The organism is Vibrio mediterranei (genome assembly GCF_013364395.1).
GTDB classification, from domain to species: Bacteria; Pseudomonadota; Gammaproteobacteria; order Enterobacterales; family Vibrionaceae; genus Vibrio; species Vibrio mediterranei.
In genome coordinates this window covers 937,298-956,260 of the sequence record NZ_JABXGK010000001.1, presented here as the reverse complement: position 1 = coordinate 956,260, position 18,963 = coordinate 937,298, and the positions used below count along the sequence as shown (strand labels likewise).

Annotated in this window: 17 protein-coding genes; 3 read left to right on the top strand and 14 right to left on the bottom strand. The window is 45.1% G+C overall.

Going from position 1 to position 18,963, the window contains the following annotated elements; genetic code table 11:
• Positions 1–12 precede the first annotated feature (12 nt).
• Positions 13–450: a YcgN family cysteine cluster protein gene (locus HOP38_RS04635; RefSeq protein ID WP_198557544.1), complete on the bottom strand. Its 438-nt coding sequence runs from the start codon at positions 448–450 to the stop codon at positions 13–15.
• A 159-nt stretch (positions 451–609) separates the two neighbouring features.
• Here HOP38_RS04635 and HOP38_RS04630 point away from each other — a divergent pair, with 159 nt between their 5' ends.
• Together HOP38_RS04630 and aqpZ are read left to right on the top strand one after the other, a co-directional pair.
• Positions 610–858: a YkgJ family cysteine cluster protein gene (locus HOP38_RS04630; RefSeq protein ID WP_031493115.1), complete on the top strand. Its 249-nt coding sequence runs from the start codon at positions 610–612 to the stop codon at positions 856–858.
• Positions 859–935: 77 nt separating this feature from the next.
• Entirely contained in the window at positions 936–1,631 is a 696-nt protein-coding gene (aqpZ, locus tag HOP38_RS04625) for an aquaporin Z (protein ID WP_198557543.1), read from the top strand.
• Between the two features lie 69 nt (positions 1,632–1,700).
• Here aqpZ and recR read toward each other — a convergent pair whose 3' ends face one another.
• From recR to HOP38_RS04595, 6 genes are all read right to left on the bottom strand, one after another.
• On the bottom strand, positions 1,701–2,300 hold the full coding sequence (gene recR / locus HOP38_RS04620) for a recombination mediator RecR (RefSeq protein WP_006071315.1): 600 nt from the start codon (positions 2,298–2,300) through the stop codon (positions 1,701–1,703).
• A gap of 22 nt (positions 2,301–2,322) precedes the next feature.
• On the bottom strand, positions 2,323–2,652 hold the full coding sequence (locus HOP38_RS04615) for a YbaB/EbfC family nucleoid-associated protein (RefSeq protein WP_006071316.1): 330 nt from the start codon (positions 2,650–2,652) through the stop codon (positions 2,323–2,325).
• 110 nt (positions 2,653–2,762) lie between these two features.
• Complete coding sequence (gene dnaX, locus HOP38_RS04610) at positions 2,763–4,946, bottom strand: DNA polymerase III subunit gamma/tau (RefSeq protein ID WP_198557542.1); 2,184 nt, start codon at positions 4,944–4,946, stop codon at positions 2,763–2,765.
• Positions 4,947–4,959: 13 nt separating this feature from the next.
• Positions 4,960–5,505: an adenine phosphoribosyltransferase gene (apt, locus tag HOP38_RS04605; RefSeq protein ID WP_006071318.1), complete on the bottom strand. Its 546-nt coding sequence runs from the start codon at positions 5,503–5,505 to the stop codon at positions 4,960–4,962.
• Positions 5,506–5,638: 133 nt separating this feature from the next.
• On the bottom strand, positions 5,639–6,046 hold the full coding sequence (locus HOP38_RS04600) for a YbaN family protein (RefSeq protein ID WP_242456504.1): 408 nt from the start codon (positions 6,044–6,046) through the stop codon (positions 5,639–5,641).
• Positions 6,047–6,326: 280 nt separating this feature from the next.
• Complete coding sequence (locus tag HOP38_RS04595) at positions 6,327–7,430, bottom strand: response regulator (RefSeq protein ID WP_198557541.1); 1,104 nt, start codon at positions 7,428–7,430, stop codon at positions 6,327–6,329.
• Between the two features lie 354 nt (positions 7,431–7,784).
• On the opposite strand from HOP38_RS04595, the gene HOP38_RS04590 reads away from it, so the two are divergent.
• A complete protein-coding gene (locus HOP38_RS04590) occupies positions 7,785–8,660 on the top strand; it encodes a LysR family transcriptional regulator (RefSeq protein ID WP_006071322.1) in 876 nt (291 codons plus the stop codon).
• A 77-nt stretch (positions 8,661–8,737) separates the two neighbouring features.
• On the opposite strand, the gene purF is transcribed toward HOP38_RS04590, so the two are convergent.
• From purF to HOP38_RS04555, 7 genes are all read right to left on the bottom strand, one after another.
• Positions 8,738–10,246: an amidophosphoribosyltransferase gene (gene purF, locus HOP38_RS04585; protein ID WP_006071323.1), complete on the bottom strand. Its 1,509-nt coding sequence runs from the start codon at positions 10,244–10,246 to the stop codon at positions 8,738–8,740.
• Positions 10,247–10,282: 36 nt separating this feature from the next.
• Positions 10,283–10,771: a CvpA family protein gene (locus HOP38_RS04580; RefSeq protein ID WP_006071324.1), complete on the bottom strand. Its 489-nt coding sequence runs from the start codon at positions 10,769–10,771 to the stop codon at positions 10,283–10,285.
• Positions 10,772–10,832: 61 nt separating this feature from the next.
• A complete protein-coding gene (locus HOP38_RS04575) occupies positions 10,833–11,396 on the bottom strand; it encodes an SPOR domain-containing protein (protein ID WP_198557540.1) in 564 nt (187 codons plus the stop codon).
• 18 nt (positions 11,397–11,414) lie between these two features.
• Positions 11,415–12,695 carry a bifunctional tetrahydrofolate synthase/dihydrofolate synthase gene (folC, locus tag HOP38_RS04570; protein WP_198557539.1) on the bottom strand — a complete coding sequence of 427 codons (1,281 nt, stop codon included), beginning with the start codon at positions 12,693–12,695 and terminating at the stop codon, positions 11,415–11,417.
• Between the two features lie 42 nt (positions 12,696–12,737).
• The gene (gene accD / locus HOP38_RS04565; protein WP_006071327.1) at positions 12,738–13,664 is read right to left on the bottom strand and encodes an acetyl-CoA carboxylase, carboxyltransferase subunit beta; all 927 of its coding nucleotides are present in this window, start codon (positions 13,662–13,664) and stop codon (positions 12,738–12,740) included.
• Between the two features lie 178 nt (positions 13,665–13,842).
• Entirely contained in the window at positions 13,843–14,646 is an 804-nt protein-coding gene (truA, locus tag HOP38_RS04560; RefSeq protein WP_038229944.1) for a tRNA pseudouridine(38-40) synthase TruA, read from the bottom strand.
• A 150-nt stretch (positions 14,647–14,796) separates the two neighbouring features.
• Positions 14,797–18,948 (bottom strand): FimV/HubP family polar landmark protein, encoded by a 4,152-nt coding sequence (locus tag HOP38_RS04555; RefSeq protein ID WP_198557538.1) that lies wholly within the window; start codon positions 18,946–18,948, stop codon positions 14,797–14,799.
• Positions 18,949–18,963: the final 15 nt, after the last annotated feature.

Genomic DNA, 18,963 nt, shown 5'->3' with positions numbered 1-18,963 from the left:
CCTGCTTTTTTGTTAACGATTCGGATGGTTGATGATGTGATCTTCCCAATCCACCACATCAATTTCATACACAACTTTATTGCGAACACTTTCCCCTGCAGCGTGCATAGCGGACTTAGAGCCCGTGATCAATGGATGCCATTCTGGAAGGCGTTTGCCTTCTGATAGAACACGGTATGAGCACGTTTCTGGGAGCCAATTAAACTCGTGGATTTTTTCACGGGTTAGCTTTAAACATTCTTCACCCGATTGGAATCGATTTGGATAATCCTTACACGAACAAGTTTTGCTGTTCAGCCAACTACAAGCCACATTGGTGTAATAAACCTCATCCGAGTCCTCATCCATAAGTTTGTGTAGGCAACATTTACCACAACCATCACACAATGATTCCCATTGCTGTTCACTCATTTGCTCTAATGGTGTTGTTTCCCAAAATGGACTGGTCATGTGGCATTACCTTCTAAATCTGTGGAGGCGTTTTATACCGCTAGTCGATACAAACTGCAAGTACTCTGTTCTTTCTAGATGCTGTAGCTGTGATTCAATTATGTACAACACCTTTATTTTTGGTAAACTCAGCGCCCTTCAATTTTAAGGCTGCAAAAGATGGATTGTCGATTAGGTTGTGGGGCATGTTGTATCGCCCCAAGTATTTCTTCCCCTATTCCTGGAATGCCAAACGGCAAACCCAGCGGCGTTCGCTGCATACAGCTTGATGAGCGCAATCTTTGTAAGTTGTTTGGTCAGCCCGAGCGACCAAAAGTGTGCCATGCTTTTAAAGCCTGTCCAGACGTGTGTGGCGATACTAATGCTAAAGCATTGGCAAACATCCTAGAGCTTGAACGAATTACCTAACATCTAACGCTAAACTGGCAGTATCAAACCAATAAGCTATGTTGTTAAGACGCACAACTTTAAGAATGGTGTTTCTTATGAACAGATATTTGGCTGAGGTATTTGGTACATTCTGGCTAGTACTCGGAGGTTGCGGTTCCGCTGTGTTAGCTGCAGCATTTCCAGATGTAGGTATTGGCTTATTAGGTGTGGCGTTTGCCTTTGGTTTGACTGTGCTCACAATGGCATTTGCTATTGGCCACATTTCTGGGTGCCATTTAAATCCAGCCGTTAGTATCGGCCTTTGGGCCGGTGGTCGCTTCGACGCCAAAGAGCTACTTCCCTATATTGTTGCTCAAGTCATCGGTGGCTTACTTGCTGGTGGCGTGCTCTATATTATAGCCACCGGACAAGCCGGGTTTGACGCCGCCGCGTCTGGCTTTGCCTCTAATGGTTATGGAGAACACTCCCCTGGGAAGTACTCGTTAACCGCGGCCTTGGTCTGCGAAGTCGTCATGACAGCAATGTTTTTACTGGTCATCATGGGAGCCACTGACAAAAGAGCACCTCAAGGCTTCGCTCCTATAGCGATCGGCTTGTGTTTGACTTTGATTCACCTAATCAGTATTCCTGTAACCAACACGTCAGTAAATCCAGCACGCAGTACAGGGGTCGCGCTCTACGTTGGCGATTGGGCTGTCGCACAATTGTGGTTGTTCTGGTTGGCACCTATTGTTGGTGCAATCATTGGGGCTTGGGTGTATCGCTCATTGCTAAGCAGTGATAGTGACTAAAGCTAATTTTGAACATAAAAAAGGCGCTAAATGCGCCTTTTCACTATCAATCTTATTTAGCAATCTACTTTAGATTTTTTGTCTGCCCAACAGAGAGTGAGACAACGTCGTTCCATCGACCAGTTCTAACTCACCGCCCACCGGAACGCCATGAGCGATACGACTTGCTGATACCTTGTGCTCATGACACAGTTCAGCTATGTAGTGCGCGGTTGCTTCACCTTCCACTGTTGGGTTAGTCGCTAGAATGACTTCACCGATGTCGCCTTGGCGCAGTCTATAATCGAGAACATCCAATCCAATATCGCTAGGACCGATGCCATCTAATGGCGACAAGTGCCCCATTAGAACAAAATAGCGACCCGAGAATTGCCCCGTAGCTTCTACAGCAGCAATATCAGCAGGACTCTCTACCACACAAAGTTGGCCATTCTCTTTGCGCTTAGGATTGCTACAGATATGACAAACTTCTTCTTCGGTAAAGGTACGGCATTCCTGACAGTGACCAATTTCAGTCATTGCACTTGAAAGTGCATCCGCCAGCTGAATACCGCCTTTTCTATCGCGCTGTAACAGATGAAAGGCCATGCGTTGTGCTGACTTGGGACCAACCCCAGGTAGACATCGCAAGGCCTCCATCAAATGCTCCAGCATATGGCTAGTACGCATTAATTGTTCTCTAATCCTTCAATTAGAAAGGCATTTTCATGCCTGGTGGTAGCTGCATTCCACCAGTTACTGACGCCATTTTCTCTTTTTGAGTTTCCTCTACACGACGAGCCGCGTCATTGAACGCCGCTGCAATCAAGTCTTCTAGCATCTCTTTGTCGTCTTCCATAAGGCTTTCATCGATTTCAACACGACGAGTGCTGTGGCTACCTGTGATGGTTACTTTAACAAGGCCAGCACCAGACTCACCTGTTACTTCCATGTTAGCGATTTCTTCTTGAAGCTTTTGCATCTGCTCTTGCATTTGCTGGGCTTGCTTCATCAGGTTGCCCATACCACCTTTACCAAACATAGGGTTCTCTCGGTTTATTCATGTTTCAACTAATAACATGGGGACGCATTCATAGATTGCAACCCCGCCTCCTAGCTGTTTGCCTCGAGCAAACAACCGGGAAAGTAACTTTATAAAGGTCGAATACTCTCTTCGTCTAGCTCTGCCGCAAACCTTGTAACAATAAACTGAATGTTAGGATCCGCTTGCAAGCTCTTGGCCGCATCAGAAAGCTTGCCTTGATATAACTGCTCACGAAGTTCGAGTGGTGTCGTCCCCTCCTCAGAGAGCTCTACCGACAAATGACACTCTTCTCCCAATAAGACATTAAGCCCTGCAAGTAGTTCTGACTGATTTTTGTCAGAATTTAGATGCGCATGTGTAGCTCGCAGTCCCAGTTGAATGGATGAACCATCTTTTTTGAAGACTGAATTAAGCGCTAATTGTTGCACCAGTTTGCCAATATCAAGACGTTCAATCAGTTCAGCCCAAGTGTCTTGCTGAGCAGCCTCTTGCGTCAGTCGCTGCGCCATTTCTGGCGTTTTGATATGTTCAAGAGCCTTTTTAAGCGTAGACGGTTTGACGACTGGCTTCACTTCTTGAGCGACAACATTACCTGTTGGCCGCCATCGATAAGGCTCGTTATCTTTAACCTGCTCGGTATTTGATTTAGCGGCATCTAAACCATTTGACGCACTTGGCGTGCGACCTTGGGTTCTCTGAGCAACGCGCTCTAATACAGAGGCAGATTCAGATGACGCTTTAGGCTTTTTTACAGGAGAGTTTCCTGAATTCGCTTGGTCTTGAGAAGCCGATTGTCGTTTCGAACGCAATTGATGACGTAAACCACCCGCAGGTCTTGCTGGCTCGCTGGCAGGAACTGAGCGCTGTGCCTCACCGCGAACGACATCATTAGATCCGCTATTTGGAACGGGCTGAATTTGCGAAGGCGGTGTTTGCGAATACTGCTCTTGATTTGATGGAGGTGCTTGCCATTCACTTTGCGCACTTGGTCGATGTTCGGCCTGTACTGGTTGGTTACCCATCGGTATAGCAGAGGTATCAATATACGGTTCACGCGTACTATCAAATTGTGGCGTCGGCGTGGCATAAGTTTGAGCATTAGTATCACTCGATACCTGCTGTGTTGCCATGCTTTGTGACGATGACAACGCAGGCTTAGCCACTGCACTTTGATTCGCGACAGTGATTTCATTAGCGCTGAGCTGAGTGCTTGGTCTAAATGCCAACATACGCAGTAGCGTCATCTCAACGGCGACACGTTGCGATGGAGTGAAGGGCAGATCTTGTCGGCCTTTCAGAGCAATTTGATAGTACAGCTGTACATCCGTTGCTTGTAGTGTACGCGCAAGGTGCTGGATTTTTTCGCTGTCGGCAATTGCGGCATCGATACTAGATGGTAATGCTTGAGTCATCGCTATTCTATGTAACTGCAATGCGAGCTCAGAAAGCAATGTATCCCAATCCACACCATTTTCCGCCAAGTGCTCAAGCTTGGTCATAACTTGATGTGCATCACCCGTAGTCAATGATTCCAGTATTTGAATCGCTTGAGCCGTATCTAGCGTACCCAACATCTGACTGACGACTGGTGTCGATACATTGCCATTTCCAAGCGCGATCGCTTGATCGGTCAAGCTCAATGCATCACGCATACTGCCGTCAGCAGCATGAGCAAGCAGAGCAAGCGCTCGGCTTTCAGACTGAACTTGTTCCTTCTCAAGAATATGATCTAGCTGTTGCTGGATATTCTCAACAGTGATCGGCTTGAGGTGGAACTGCAAGCAGCGCGACAGAATGGTCATCGGCAGCTTTTGAGGATCCGTCGTCGCCAGTAAGAACTTCACATACTCTGGTGGCTCTTCAAGCGTTTTAAGCAACGCATTGAAGCTATGACGCGAGAGCATATGTACTTCATCGATCAGGTAAACCTTAAAGCGGTTTCTCGCTGGCTTATATTGAACGTTATCTAGAAGCTCGCGAGTATCTTCAACCTTTGTACGAGACGCCGCATCAATCTCAAGTAAGTCAACGCTTCGGCCTTCATCAATCTCTATACAAGTCGAACATGTACCACAAGGTGTCGAGGTGATGCCTGTTTCACAGTTTAAACCTTTTGCGAACAAGCGACCGATGGACGTCTTACCCACACCACGTGTTCCACTGAACAAATAAGCATGATGCAATCTGTTCTGGTCTAGTGCATTCTCAAGTGCAGTTAGAACATGGGTTTGTCCAACTACCTCTGAAAATTTTCTTGGTCGCCATTTCCTAGCTAACGCGAGATAACTCATAAAGGTGTCCTAATTAGTGACCTTCAAATTCACACAAGCTATATACTTCAATACCTAGTGCTTCTAAGCGCTTATCTCCACCAATTTCTGGCAGATTGATTACAAATGCAGCGTGAGATACTTCACCACCTAGTTGGCGAATAAGTTTCGTTGTAGCTTCAATCGTACCACCAGTTGCTAACAGGTCATCAACCATCAGTACTTTATCACCTTCCACAATAGCGTCTGTGTGGATTTCTAGAGTATCAGTGCCATATTCAAGTTCATATGATTGTGCGACAGTTTCACGTGGCAGCTTACCTGGCTTACGAACTGGAACAAATCCCAGACCTAGCTCAAGTGCTAGAGGTGCACCAAACAAAAAGCCACGAGCTTCAGTACCAACAATTTTAGTGAAGCCCTGATCTTTGTATTTGTCTACAAGCATCTCTATCGTTGCTTTGTAAGCTGCTGCGTCTTCCATAAGACTCGTGACATCACGAAATAGAATGCCTGGCTTTGGGTAATCTGGAATGCTTTTGATGCTTGCTTTGATCTGGGAGATTTTATCGATTGTCATAGTATTGGTCTCTGGAAAGGTCTTTATACGCCTGACGATCAGAGTACGCTGTCGCGAATAGTCACGAGTACGTTCATTCTGTAGGTATAAATTAAAACGCCCACATTAAGCGTGGGCACACAACCTTCACATGTTAGTGATTTTCATCGTGGTCGGCAACGGGCTGTTTCACAGGAATTCGCAAAAAGAAGGTAAAAACGCAGATAAACAGAATAAACAGCACAACTTTTAACCATACTGGTTGGACAACCAATATGGAGATAGCAAAACTCAAAACAATGAAGATTGCGCCTTTGGTTCTGACCGAACGTTTAATGCAGCGATCGTTTTCCCAGTCAGAGATGATGGGACCAAGTTTACGATGAGAAAGTAACCAATCATGAAATTGAGGGCTACCTCGAAAAAAACTCGCACTAGCAAGGAGTAGGAAAGGTGTGGTGGGTAGAAGCGGAAGTACGATGCCTACCACACCCAATATTACTGAAATAACGCCTAACGTATTCCAAAAGAAACGTTTAACTGGACTTATTGTATTGGTCAAAAACCCGCATATCCGTTCATAACTCTAATCCACGTCAGAGTAGCGGGAAGCGTTGGAATTAGCAATGCGGCAATGAAGCCTAAAAAGTAAAAAATGTTGTATGGTTCTTTGAATTCTGTATCAGACATGACTTTGCTCTTGGGTATAGTTGTTTTAGACATCAAAATGGGAAGCTTTCGCCTCCCATTTTTGTTAACACTTTGACTATATCTCAATTACATTCAATCAAAAACAGACTAACTGTGTGGTTATTTTTGAAGAGCGCTTCCGCTACGCTGTTTTAGCTCGGCAGAGCAAGTTTTACCTCCCAGGTGAAGCTACTTGAACCGACTCGACTTAAGGACAACTTCCCCCCTTCTAAAACAGCAAGGTCTTTAGTCATAAAATTACTTAAACAGTTCTCACCCAAACGATTTGACCCAGAGATGTTGAAATGAGCTTGAGAATTCTCCCAGCGACAATCCAATCCAGCCGGCAAGACAGATATGGTCCCCTCCGATAAGTCAATCACTCCAAACACAGCCTCGACAGGATATGCAGCGCACGAGCATTGCATACCTTTTTCTATATTTCTCGCAAGATCTTTAAGGTCGACACTGTTGTGATGCAGACGGCGTACATAATCATCAAACAGTGTCCGCACCAACAACGTACTAGCCACGCCACCATGGTCACTTGATGAAGCATCGACCAGATAAAATGTCATCTGACCGCTCATAAGCCATGTGTAATCGAATACGAGAGGTAATGTGTTGGCCGATTGCAAAAGCCGGTAACTACTTCTCCACGCACCTAACGCAGAATCTTTTTCAGGTAACAGTGCAGTGAGTAACTCTCTCGCTGCGTTAGGATTTTGCTGAAGATATTGTAGGTGCCAATGCAATTCTTGTTCTTCTTGCGAACCGTCTTCTTCTGACTCTTCAATACGAAACCATCGACTGACAAAGTCAGATTGTTCACAACTGCTTGAACTCTCTTCTAAGACGACATTAATAGATTCCGTAAGATGTTTATAATCACCAATAGGTTTGGTTAAGAAGTCTTTCACTCCCATACGTAAAGCTTTAGCAACGTCCGCCATGTCACCCGTCGCCGAAATTACAATAACCGGTAGTGACGGGTACTCTACGCGCACCTCTTCGGTAAACTCCATGCCAGTAAGAAGTGGCATAGCTAAATCACAAAGCACTAAGTCAGGCTCTGTGATACTAAGTAGTTTTAAAGCCTCTAATCCATCCCCAGCTTCTGTTACTTGGTGGCCCGTTGCCTCAAGAAAGTTTCGGGTAACGGTTCGAAATACGGGATCATCATCAACAACCATAATCCGCGCACTGTGTTGCTGATGAGGTATAGCCACAGCAGCCTGACTGTCAGTATTAGACATAAAATTACGCCTCACAAAATTGATTGAGCTTGTTGTTATTATTTTTTGGTTTACATTAAACGTCGTACCGTAGGACACGTTACAATAATGCATTTATATGTATATGCAGGCAGCAGAACAAACTGCTCCTGAGTATTTTAACTGTAGGCAGAAATTCGTTTTTATACAAATGTACCCTTGGGAGAGTTTTTTTAATACAATAGCTAAAGTTGAAAAAATCAAACAACCCTTTGATATCAAGTTAGTTTGCTTGAGAGCACTTGTGTTATTTAGCAACAACGCTTGAAATTAACCACGCCAGCTTGACAAGGTGTAAGCTATACTAAAAGCCAATTAATACAAATAGTTGAATATATGAAACTTGACGATTTAAATCTGTTCCGACTTGTTGTGGAAAATGGGAGTTATACAGCAACTTCTCGTAAGACAATGATCCCTGTTGCAACAATTACTCGACGTATACAGGCTCTAGAGGATTCTTTGAATCTTCGTTTACTGAATCGTCACGCGCGAAAACTGTCTTTAACTGAAGCGGGTGAACGCTTCTATAATGAGTGCTCTCCTCTTCTCCAGCGTCTTACTAGCACTACCGAAGATATCGCAGATGAATGCAAAGGTGCTTCTGGTAAACTAAAAATATCGTCACCTTCTAATTTGACTAAGCGCATGATGATGCCGATGTTCAACGACTTTATGTCTAAATACCCTGACATCAGCCTTGAGCTAACGATGAGCAATCATGCCGATCAACTAGACCCAACGGAATGGGATGTTATTTTCCGCGTCGGTCCTCAACGCGATTCAAGTTTAATCGCTCGTAAGATCAGTACAGTCAAAGATATCCTTGTTGCGCATCCTGACTATCTGTCATTAAACGGCGAGCCTAAGCATGCTGAAGAATTATCAACACACCGCCTATTAAAAGGCGCACCGTTAATTAAATGGCAACTGAAAAATACCAGTGGCGAGTCCATTATTAACAACACGAAAGGCCGTTTCGAAGCCAATAGCTTAAATGTGGTTCGCAGAGCATGTTCTGCGGGTTTGGGTATTACCTTGATGCCCGATGTCATGCTAAAAGAGTACATAAACAACGGCGAACTAGTTCGAGTGCTACCAGAGTGGAGTGCCAACCCTCGCGATATTTATATGCTTTATAACCATAAAGATCATCTTCCTGAAAAAGTCCGTCTGTTCATCGACTTTGTTATCGATTACTCACTTCATTGATATTTCAGTAGCAACGGCTTCAAAATTTAGACACAAAAAACCAGAGCTTGCTCTGGTTTTTTCTTTTCATCGTTCGCTTATTCGTTATGCAGTTCTAGATTTGCTAGATCCGCTTGAATATCACGTTGCGTCTTTGCATCATCGCTACGTAGCGAGTCAAGGAAGTCAAGATACGTTTGGTCAATATCGCCAGTTACATATTCACCGTTGAATACAGACGCCTCAAACAATTTCACATCAGGGTTTCCAAGACCAACAGCTTCTATTAAGTCAGGAATGGTTTGATAAATCAGTGCGTCCGCACCAATTTGCTTACAGATAGCATCGTTGTCACGGCCGTGAGCAATAAGTTCATTGGCACTCGGCATATCAATACCGTAAACGTTAGGGAAGCGAACTTCCGGCGCCGCAGAGACCATAAATACTTTGTTAGCACCTGAGTCGCGTGCCATCTCAATGATTTGCTCTGACGTTGTACCGCGAACAATAGAATCATCCACCAACAGAACGTTCTTACCTTTAAATTCTGAGCGAATGGCGTTCAGTTTACGGCGAACCGACTTCTTACGCTGCTGCTGCCCTGGCATAATGAAGGTACGACCTACATAACGGTTTTTAACAAAACCTTGGCGGTATGGCTTATCGATAGCCTGAGCGATTTGCAATGCGATATCGCATGACGTTTCAGGGATTGGGATAACCACATCAATGTCTAGATCTGAGTATTCTTGCTGAATGCGCTCACCCAACTTCTTACCCATTTCAACACGCGCGCTGTAAACAGAAATCTTGTCGATGAATGAATCAGGACGAGCAAAGTAAACAAACTCAAAAATACAAGGGTTTAGGCTTGGGTTGTCAGCACATTGACGAGTGAATAGCTCACCGTCAAACGTTACATAAATCGCTTCACCAGGAGCAACATCGCGAACAAAGTCAAAACCCACTGCATCAAGAGCTACTGACTCAGAGGCCACCATGTACTCGGTTTTGCCTTCAACATCACGTTTGCCTAAACATAGCGGTCGGATACCGTTAGGGTCACGAAATGCAATCATACCGTGACCGATAATCATAGCAGCTACTGCGTAAGCCCCTTTGATAGTGCGATGCACATTAGTAACAGCTCTGAAGACATCATCCGATGTTACATTGCCTTTTACGGTATCAATTTCATGAGCTAGAACATTCAGCAATACTTCAGAATCGGACGTAGTGTTCACATGACGACGGTCTTTTTCAAACAACTTCTCACGAACTTCGTGAGCGTTAGTCAAGTTACCATTGTGAGCCAGTGTGATTCCGAACGGTGAGTTTACGTAGAAAGGTTGAGCTTCTGAAGCGCTTGAGCTGCCTGCTGTAGGGTAACGAACATGTCCAATACCAACACAACCCTGAAGGCGTTGCATATGCTTCGCTTCAAATACGTCTTTTACTAGACCATTCGCCTTACGCAGACGAAAACGATTGCTTTCTATGGTAACAATACCAGCGGCATCTTGGCCACGGTGCTGTAAAACGGTCAAAGCGTCATAGATAGACTGATTCACAGGCGTTGAGCCAACGATTCCAACAATACCACACATGTCCTAATCCTCGATTTGCGACATTAGCTGGCGCCATTAGGCGCCAGACAGGAAACTAGAAGTTGCTTCGATGTGTTCAAAAAACGGCTGTATCACAAGTTTAAATTGCGGAACAAGTTGGGAAGACTCCCACCATTCACTGCTATTTAGTGTCGTGAAGGTATCAACAAAGAACAATACCGCAGAAACAATTAACACACCTCTAAGCGCGCCAAATACGATACCTAATACTCTGTCAGTACCCGATAGACCCGTTTTTTGCACTAACTGCCCTAAAACATAATTAATTAACGCCCCAACAATCAGTGTGGCAACAAATAGGGCAGCAATTGCGGCGCCATTTCGGAACATCTCATCTTCGATATTAGTAAAGTACACCGCAAGTTTTGCGTAGTACTGGCTGGCAATAAAAAATGCGCCGAACCATATCACTAAAGACATTGCCTCTTTGGCAAATCCGCGAACTAAACTGATTAAAGCTGAAAGCCCAATCACACCTAAAATGACAAAATCTAACCAATTCATGAATTCTTCATCTCAAGTTGGCGCGCATTTTAACAGAAAAATCCGCGACGCAAACGTTTTCTTATGGATTTAGTGGTTTAAATTTGAGCAATTGACCTTTTGAACCGGTAATTTTCTCCAATTCTAGCAATTGCTTCTCAAGTTTACTTTTTGAAACATCTGGACCTATGATGACACGCGTAAAGGTGGCTTCCTGTTTTACATGTGCTTGATAGCCGCGTTTTTGTAGGTCAGCAACAAGACCGCGGGCATTATCCGCATTCTTAAGGGCCATAAGCTGAATAATCCATGCACTATCAGCATACTCATTACGCTCAGGCACTTCTTTCACTGCAACATCCACGATATCACGCTTATCTTGTTCGGCCTGCTGCTCAGGTGTTGCTGCCAGTTCTTCCCCTACTGTTGCTTGAACAGGCGAGTCAGGTAACACCGATGTGTCTTCTTCTGGCTCTAGTACCTCAAAGCTCTCTACTTGAGCGCTAATTTCAGGCTTAAGTGGAATACTGGCAAATTCTTCTTTGTAATGAAGCTTTTTACCATCAAGTAGGTCAGGTAAAATGATGACACCAACTGCGACCAGCACTATGGTACCCACCAACCGGCTTTGAAATTTACTCGCCATTGATACTCCTTAATTACTTTATTGCTCTTGAGCGTCTAACTTTTCACAATGCTCAAGAACTTCGCCAACGGTATGGAAGGATCCTACGACCAAAATCATATCGTCTGACTTTGCTTCACTTTTCGCGGCTTGATACGCACTGACTGGGTTGTCGTATTGCTTTAGAACATTGCCAGACATTAAATGCTGGCACAGTTCGTCTGCACTCGCCGCTCTTGGTCCTGATAATGACGCCGGATACCAATCTTCAGTTAATGGGTTTAACACTCGAATGGTCTCTTCGATATCCTTATCATGTAGCATACCAATCACGACTTTAAATCTGCGATTTGGGTAATGCTTAGAAAGCTGTGCAACCAGATACTCTGCTGAATGGGGGTTATGGGCCACATCGAGAATGGTCACCGGCGATCCGGTAAGCATCTGCATACGACCCGGAAGACGCGCTTGCTTAAGGCCATTCACGATATTGACGTCGGAAATGTCTAATTCAGCCGCCCCTAAAGCCATCAACGCAGTGTTGGCGTTCATTAGCGGCAAAACTGGTACGGGCAAGTCCTCAAGCATGAATGTGCCATGTTGCCATGCCCATGTGTGTTCAGACGTCAGTTTGTAGTTAAATTGAATACCCGTTTGGTAGAAATTCGCCTTAATATCATCAGCATGCGCAGGCACAGTTGCAGGTGGTTTTGGTTGGCCACATATTGCTGGCTTCCCAGATCTAAAGATTCCTGCTTTCTCGAACCCAATGACATTGATGTCGTCACCCAGCCAATCAACATGATCTACTGCAAGGCTAGTAATGACCGAAACGTCGTGATCAACCACATTGGTTGCATCAAGACGCCCACCCAGGCCCACTTCCAGTAGAACCACTTCCACTTTGTTTTCCTGAAACTGTCGCAATGCGGCAAGCGTCGCGTACTCGAAAAAGCTAAGGCTGACTTCGCCGCGTAGCTTTTCAATATAGTCAAACGCACGAGTGTGTGATTCATCAGGAAGATCGCTACCATTAACGCGAACACGTTCGTTGTAACGGATAAGGTGTGGGGAACTATAAACGCCGACTGAATAACCTGCATCTAGCAAGATTGCTTCCATAAGCGCGCAGGTGGAGCCTTTACCGTTAGTGCCAGCGACGGTAATGACTGTTGGGGCAGGTTTGGTCAATTGACCTTTTTGGGCGACTACCGAAACTCGATCTAAACCTAGGTCGATAGCACTAGTATGAATACTATTTAAGTAATCAAGCCACACCTGTAAAGAAGATGTGGCTTGTGGAATGGATTGTGAACTCATTTAGCCGTCAATATCTTAACGTTTGATAACTTAGTGAGTACTTTACCCTTTTTCGTCCGCTTCTGGTACTTCATATGTAGGTTCTTCTGGAGAATCTTCAACAGAGACCACTAAAGGAGACGCTTTATTTGTCATTTTAGCAAGCAGGCTACCTACGCGTTGACGCATTTCACGGCGGTCAACAATCATATCAATCGCACCGTGCTCAAGTAAGAACTCACTACGTTGGAAGCCTTCTGGTAAGTCTTCACGAACCGTTTGCTCGATAACACGACGACCAGCAAAACCGATCAGTGCCTTTGGTTCACCGATATTGATATCACCCAGCATTGCTAAACTCGCCGATACACCACCCATAGTTGGGTCAGTCATAACAGAAACGAACGGTAGACCTTTTTGAGATAGGCGCTCAAGTGCAGCACTGGTTTTCGCCATTTGCATTAGAGACATTAGTGCCTCTTGCATACGTGCACCGCCACTGGCAGAGAAACACACTAAACCACAGTTGTTTTCTATAGCGGCTTCTACTGCACGAACAAAACGAGCACCAACCACAGAGCCCATAGAGCCCCCCATGAAGGAGAACTCAAATGCACATGCGATGACTGGGTTACCCAGTAGTTCACCTTGCATGACAACGAGTGCATCTTTCTCACCACTGTTTTTTTGAGCAGCAGAGATACGCTCTTTATAGCGCTTTGAATCTTTAAACTTCAGCTTGTCTTGTGGTTCAAGCTCAGTACCAAGTTCAACGCGATTACCTTCATCTAGGAATGTTTCTAGACGACGACGCGCTTTCATTCGCATATGGTGGTCACACTTAGGACACACCTCTAGATTACGCTCTAATTCAGCATGATAAAGTACTTGCTCACAGGAAGTACATTTAGTCCAGATACCTTCTGGGATAGACGCTTTGCGCGAGCTAACGATGTTGCTTTTTTCTAAAATTTTTTCAAGCCAACTCATGGAAGACCTTTTCTCTTGTGACCCCCGCCTAATGGCGAGAGATTGAAATTCTAATTAATGCCGTTGGATTAAACCATATTACAGGCTAACTGTAGATAAAAAACTGGTTGTACCTATCCTTGTGACATTGCCATAAATATTTGTAACGCCGAAAGTCTCTACTGATTTTCGAGTACAATTACCAACCAGAGTTCAAATCATTCGGCAAAAATAGTGGACCAATTGGTGCTTCTGGGAGCTGGTACTCACTTGGATAATCCACATCGACCAAATACAGGCCTTCAGCTTTTGCCGTTGCGCCAGCTAGCTTGCGATCTTTCTGCTGCAATAGCCATTCAATCCACTCTGGTGGCTGCTCACCTTTACCCACCACAATCAGGCTGCCAGTGATATTACGCACCATATGATGAACAAAGGCATTCGCTTTGATATCAATCACAACATACGGTCCATGACGAGAAACATTGAGGTGCATGATGTTACGCCATGGGCTTCGAGACTGACAGTGAACCGCTCTAAATGAGGTGAAGTCGTTTTCGCCCAGCAAATATTGACCTGCTTGGTGCATTTTTTCTGCATCAAGTTCGCCATGATAATGACTAATACCAGAAGACAAAATGCCAGGTCGCAATGCGTGGTTAAAGATCACATAACGATAGCGTCGAGCGGTCGCCGAAAAACGAGCATGAAACTCTTCAGGGACTTCTTTTGCCCAACGCACAGCGATATCCTTAGGAAGATTCGCATTCACGCCCATGGTCCAGGCAGCTGGCTTACGAATGACAGAAGACTCAAAATGAACCACTTGCCCAGTGCCATGCACACCAGCATCTGTTCGACCAGCACACTGTACTTCTACCGGTTGATTTGCAACGATCGATAGCGCTTTCTCCAGTTCTTCTTGCACACTGGAGACGTCTCTTTGTCTTTGCCAACCGTAGTAGTTTGCACCGTTATATTCGATACCTAATGCAACTTTCATCGTTTTCTCTGTCTATCTGTCAATTTTCAAAGGGGGCAAAGTATATACCCAACTCATAAAGGTATAAACCCGCAGGTGGTGAATCCTTTGTCATCAAAGCGTAAAAGCAAAAACGGCGGTCATTCAACCGCCGTTTTACATCACTTTTACTTACTGGTATTCGGAAAGCTTAGCCAGCAAGGCCTTTGCTTCTGATTGAATATTGCCACTACCTTCTAGTAGCGCTTTCTCAAGTAATTTCACCGCACCCTCGAAATCGTTCATTTCGATGTAGATCTTGGCAAGGTCGAGGTTACCTGCGGCTTCGGAATCCGAATCAACATCGACTTCGGTAATTGGACCAATGACATCAGGGAACTCATCCAATCCCACATCTAATTTCAACTCTTCTTCCTCATCAGCGGAAGCATTGTCGTCGACCTGTGCCATCAGCTCATCAATCGTCATAAATTGATCTGCGCTGTCCTCAAAGTCGGCAACAGGGTCTTGGGAAGCCCAGTCCTCTTCACTGGCATCAACTAAAGATCCAGCATGAGTATTGTTCCAAATTTCCTGTTCTTCATCTGGGATTTGGTGATCGATCGATGCTCGCTGCTCATCAGTCAATGAGAAACCATTCCAGTCTTCTCCACCTTCTTGGTCTGGAGAGTCTTGCAGCATCACACCTAAATCCATCCCAGCACTATCCGCCGTGGTTTGGTCAACAGGGCTAATATTTGAGAACGCTTGCTCGCCCTCTTGCAGCAGCTCCCCAAGCTGACCTTCTTGCTCTATAGCTGACATGTCTACCATAGAAAAAGCATCTGCTAGAGCATCAATTTCTGAGAGATCTAATGTTTCACCTACCATGTCTTGCTCAACTGCAAAACTCGGCTCGCGTTCAGAAGCGGACGACTCCATATCCGCCGCAGCTTGTGACTCATCGTATTCCGGTAGATCCTCTAACGAAATAGCGCCATCGGTGATCTCATCCTGAACCAAAGGCTCATGAACAAGCTCAGGCTCTGCTTGCTCACTATCCGCATACGCGTCCTCTTCGGTGTAATCAGGAAAATCAAACTCTTCGATCGGCTCTCGCTCCGGCACCGTTTGAGTAGCATCTGATTGAGGGGCAGTTTCAATGTCACTCTCTGTGTTGTGGGCAACTTCTACCTCTTCTGGCAATTCAATGTCATGAAGTACAGCTTCAATCTCCGCTTCGCTAACATCGCTAGGCTCAGACGCCTCTTGCTCTATTGGTTGTCCTGCCAACACATCAGCAAGCGCATCTTCTTCGCTATACTCAGGCAGTTCATCATCGGCCATAGCAAAATCGGCAGCCAGTTCCGAATCCGGCTGTAATGTATCCTCAGCGTCCCCCTCTGCATCGGCGAAGGCATTTTCTTCGTTGTATTCACTTTGCAAAGCTTTGGCTAAAAAGTCATCTTCCGACTCTTCTTGAGATGATTCCACCAGTTCAGTTTCTAGCTCAGTTAGCGGAGTAATTTCATCATCTATCAACCAATCATCATCTTGAGGAATTCCAAACTCATTCGCCATCAAAGCTTCAAGTTCTTTCTGTTCTTGCGAATCATCACGCGGCGTTGTGTCAGACTCTCCTACCCCTTCAATTTCAGGAGAGAAATCGAACTCATCTTCAAATGCAGTACTAACATTGTCACTGGCTGACGTTTGTTGCTGATGCGCCTCGTGATGTCGCTCGTTCTCTTGCGAAGCTTCGCTTTCAAAACTTGACGTTAACGGCGCTTCAGCAATACCTAGTTCATCTGGAGTAGAATCAACGTCAGGAACATTATTATTTAAGTCATCTATTTTTGATGGCTCTTCCACTTGAGACTGCGCATCGACGGCGGGAGCTTGCGAAGATGAAGACACATCCATCGAATCTAGCTCTTCGATATTGACTTGCTCAGCCTCAGCAGTAGCTGGTAGCAACTCAGCATCTAATGCCAGATCGAGGTCATCCTCTAAGCGCTGCTCTTCAGTTACATTTTGCGCTGCGGCAGCCGTGCTCTCTTCGACCAACTTATCTACATCTGCACGTTCTTCTACATCAGTACTTTCTGCCACAGCCATTACGTCGTCATTCTCAGGCTGTTGTGCTAGTGGAGATTCGGCTTCTACTGTTGAAGGCTCAAGGTTTGATGGCTCAAGGTCAGAAAGTTCAAGTTTGCTGTCTTCGATTTCACTATCTAAATCAATATCTGCGCCGATTAGGTCGTCAGAGGCAAACGGGTCAAGATCAACAGCTTGTTTCTCATCAGAGGTTGGATCGCCTAACGTACTTTCAAACAGTAACTCATCAAGTAAGTCGGTATTGTTTTCATCAAGCTCTAAGTCTTCATCTGCCAGTAAAGTGACGTCATCTAGGTCTAAATTCTCGGAAGATTCAAACTCCTTGTCAGTGGTTTCTTTCTCATCAGCATCGACTATTTCATCGAGCATTAGATCAGAATCATCCAAATCAGACAGCTCAAAATCCTCGTCCAGCATATCGTCTAGAAGTGTGATTTCTTCGTCTTGTGCCAGTTCAGAGGTATTAGACTGTGGCGCTTCAGGCATTGCGTCTATTTGTGAGAACTGGGCAAAAAGGTCATCAATATCGGCATTGTCAACAGGTTCATCTGCTTGCTCTGGCGTCATCTCTGATGCGGTTTTGTTATCCGTCTCAATATCTAGCTCATCCAGATTGAAGTCACCATCACTTTCTAGATCAAAGCTATCACCCGCCAGTAACTCGTCCATGTCCGCTTGATTTAGTGAGCTTTCAGGTTCCTCCGAATCAAGGTCAGCCATTTCAGTACTAGACGTGCCGTTAAAATCAGCGAATAGATCGTCGAGTTCTTGTTGAGAAACAGGCTCTGAATCTGTATCAGACAAGTTTAAATCGAGGTCATCTTCTGCATCTGGAACGGCAACATCGTTGAGTGCACGTTCCATTTCTTCAAGACCTAATGCCTTTTCACCATCTTTAACGCTGATGCCGTTATTACTCGCGTCCAGATCAACAAAACCGATATCCAATTCACCATCTTCGTCGATACTGGCAAACGGGTCTTCGTCATCATCGTCTAAATTGAAATCAAGCTCGCTATCATTCAAATCGGCGAAAATATCATCTTCTGGCTGTTGCTCTACCTCTAGTTGGCTACTGTCATCATCTTCCTCAATCCCAGCAAGGAGATCATCCGAGAACGGGCTATCATCATCCAGAGTTTCAACCGCAACAGCTGCAGTAGCAACACCAGCAGTCGCTGCTGCAACATCAGAAGACGGGTTTGAGGTATTGGCTTCTTGATTACTAGCAATCTGCGTCTTTTGCTTACGAGATCGTAAAACCATCATTACCAACAAGCCGATCAGCAATGCAGGAACAAATGCTAATAAGGCAACAAACCAAGGCTTAGCTAACCAAGTATCCAACTTGCTCGGCGCAAGCCTTGCCATCTCTGCTTGCTTGCGTTTCTCTTCACTGAGCTGTCGCTCAACCTCTGTACGAATACGCTCTTCGTTGCTAACTTCAGTTTTTAGAACTTCCACTTCATTTTGGACTTCTGACAACATCAACCTCAATTGATGATTACGCTCTTCCAGGGAAAGCAATTCACTTTCTGAACGCGTCAACTCTTCCTGAAGCTTTTGAGTTAGCTCTTGTGCTGGCGGCTTGATCTCACCCGACTCAATTAAGCCTTTCGCTGCTGGAATAACTTGCTCTATACCTGTCTGAGGTTTGGTGTCCGAAACTTTTTCTTTCGTTACTTGCGAAGGAACTGATTTGGTTGTCGCCGATGTTTCAACCGTTGGTTTCACATCAAGCGGTTTTACCGCAGGTTTTAATTCAGCGACCACCTTGGCCTGTCTCTGCGTCGCTGCTGAATTGAGTTTATTTTGATGGGCAGCAAGTACGGCTAAGGCTTCTTGTAAATCGACACGATTGATTTGAGCGTCAGACGGGATGCGTAGCTCGCTGTTAGGTACCAGCTTGTGAATATTGTTTTGCTCAAATACAGCAGGGTTGAGTTGATAAAAGGCGTAAATCGTTTGTTGTACTGTAGCGTCTACTGGTTTGAACCGACTTGCAATCGACCAAAGAGTTTCGTTGACTTTAGTGGGCCCATAATAGCGAGCAGGCGTGTCAGAATCTGGAGTAACTTGATTACGAATTGGCTGTGAAAACTGTGGCGCAGCCAGAGCTTCACCGTTAGGACCAGTTAATCGAATAGTATCAGCGCTGATAGAAAAAGAAGTCGTCGCTCCTGCTAGTGCAAGTGTCACCAGCAAAGGCTTTAAAAAATGATGCATGGAAGGCTCAGCTGT

Bases quoted from the DNA above. Each gene is read 5' to 3' on its own strand.
- HOP38_RS04635 (WP_198557544.1), bottom strand. From the start codon at position 450: ATGACCAGTCCATTTTGGGAAACAACACCATTAGAGCAAATGAGTGAA.
- truA (WP_038229944.1), bottom strand. From the start codon at position 14,646: ATGAAAGTTGCATTAGGTATCGAATATAACGGTGCAAACTACTACGGT.
- aqpZ (WP_198557543.1), top strand. From the start codon at position 936: ATGAACAGATATTTGGCTGAGGTATTTGGTACATTCTGGCTAGTACTC.
- HOP38_RS04580 (WP_006071324.1), bottom strand. From the start codon at position 10,771: ATGAATTGGTTAGATTTTGTCATTTTAGGTGTGATTGGGCTTTCAGCT.
- accD (WP_006071327.1), bottom strand. From the start codon at position 13,664: ATGAGTTGGCTTGAAAAAATTTTAGAAAAAAGCAACATCGTTAGCTCG.
- HOP38_RS04595 (WP_198557541.1), bottom strand. From the start codon at position 7,430: ATGTCTAATACTGACAGTCAGGCTGCTGTGGCTATACCTCATCAGCAA.
- folC (WP_198557539.1), bottom strand. From the start codon at position 12,695: ATGAGTTCACAATCCATTCCACAAGCCACATCTTCTTTACAGGTGTGG.
- HOP38_RS04615 (WP_006071316.1), bottom strand. From the start codon at position 2,652: ATGTTTGGTAAAGGTGGTATGGGCAACCTGATGAAGCAAGCCCAGCAA.
- HOP38_RS04555 (WP_198557538.1), bottom strand. From the start codon at position 18,948: ATGCATCATTTTTTAAAGCCTTTGCTGGTGACACTTGCACTAGCAGGA.
- HOP38_RS04590 (WP_006071322.1), top strand. From the start codon at position 7,785: ATGAAACTTGACGATTTAAATCTGTTCCGACTTGTTGTGGAAAATGGG.
- HOP38_RS04575 (WP_198557540.1), bottom strand. From the start codon at position 11,396: ATGGCGAGTAAATTTCAAAGCCGGTTGGTGGGTACCATAGTGCTGGTC.
- apt (WP_006071318.1), bottom strand. From the start codon at position 5,505: ATGACAATCGATAAAATCTCCCAGATCAAAGCAAGCATCAAAAGCATT.
- dnaX (WP_198557542.1), bottom strand. From the start codon at position 4,946: ATGAGTTATCTCGCGTTAGCTAGGAAATGGCGACCAAGAAAATTTTCA.
- recR (WP_006071315.1), bottom strand. From the start codon at position 2,300: ATGCGTACTAGCCATATGCTGGAGCATTTGATGGAGGCCTTGCGATGT.
- purF (WP_006071323.1), bottom strand. From the start codon at position 10,246: ATGTGTGGTATTGTTGGAATCGTTGGCTCAACGCCTGTGAATCAGTCT.
- HOP38_RS04630 (WP_031493115.1), top strand. From the start codon at position 610: ATGGATTGTCGATTAGGTTGTGGGGCATGTTGTATCGCCCCAAGTATT.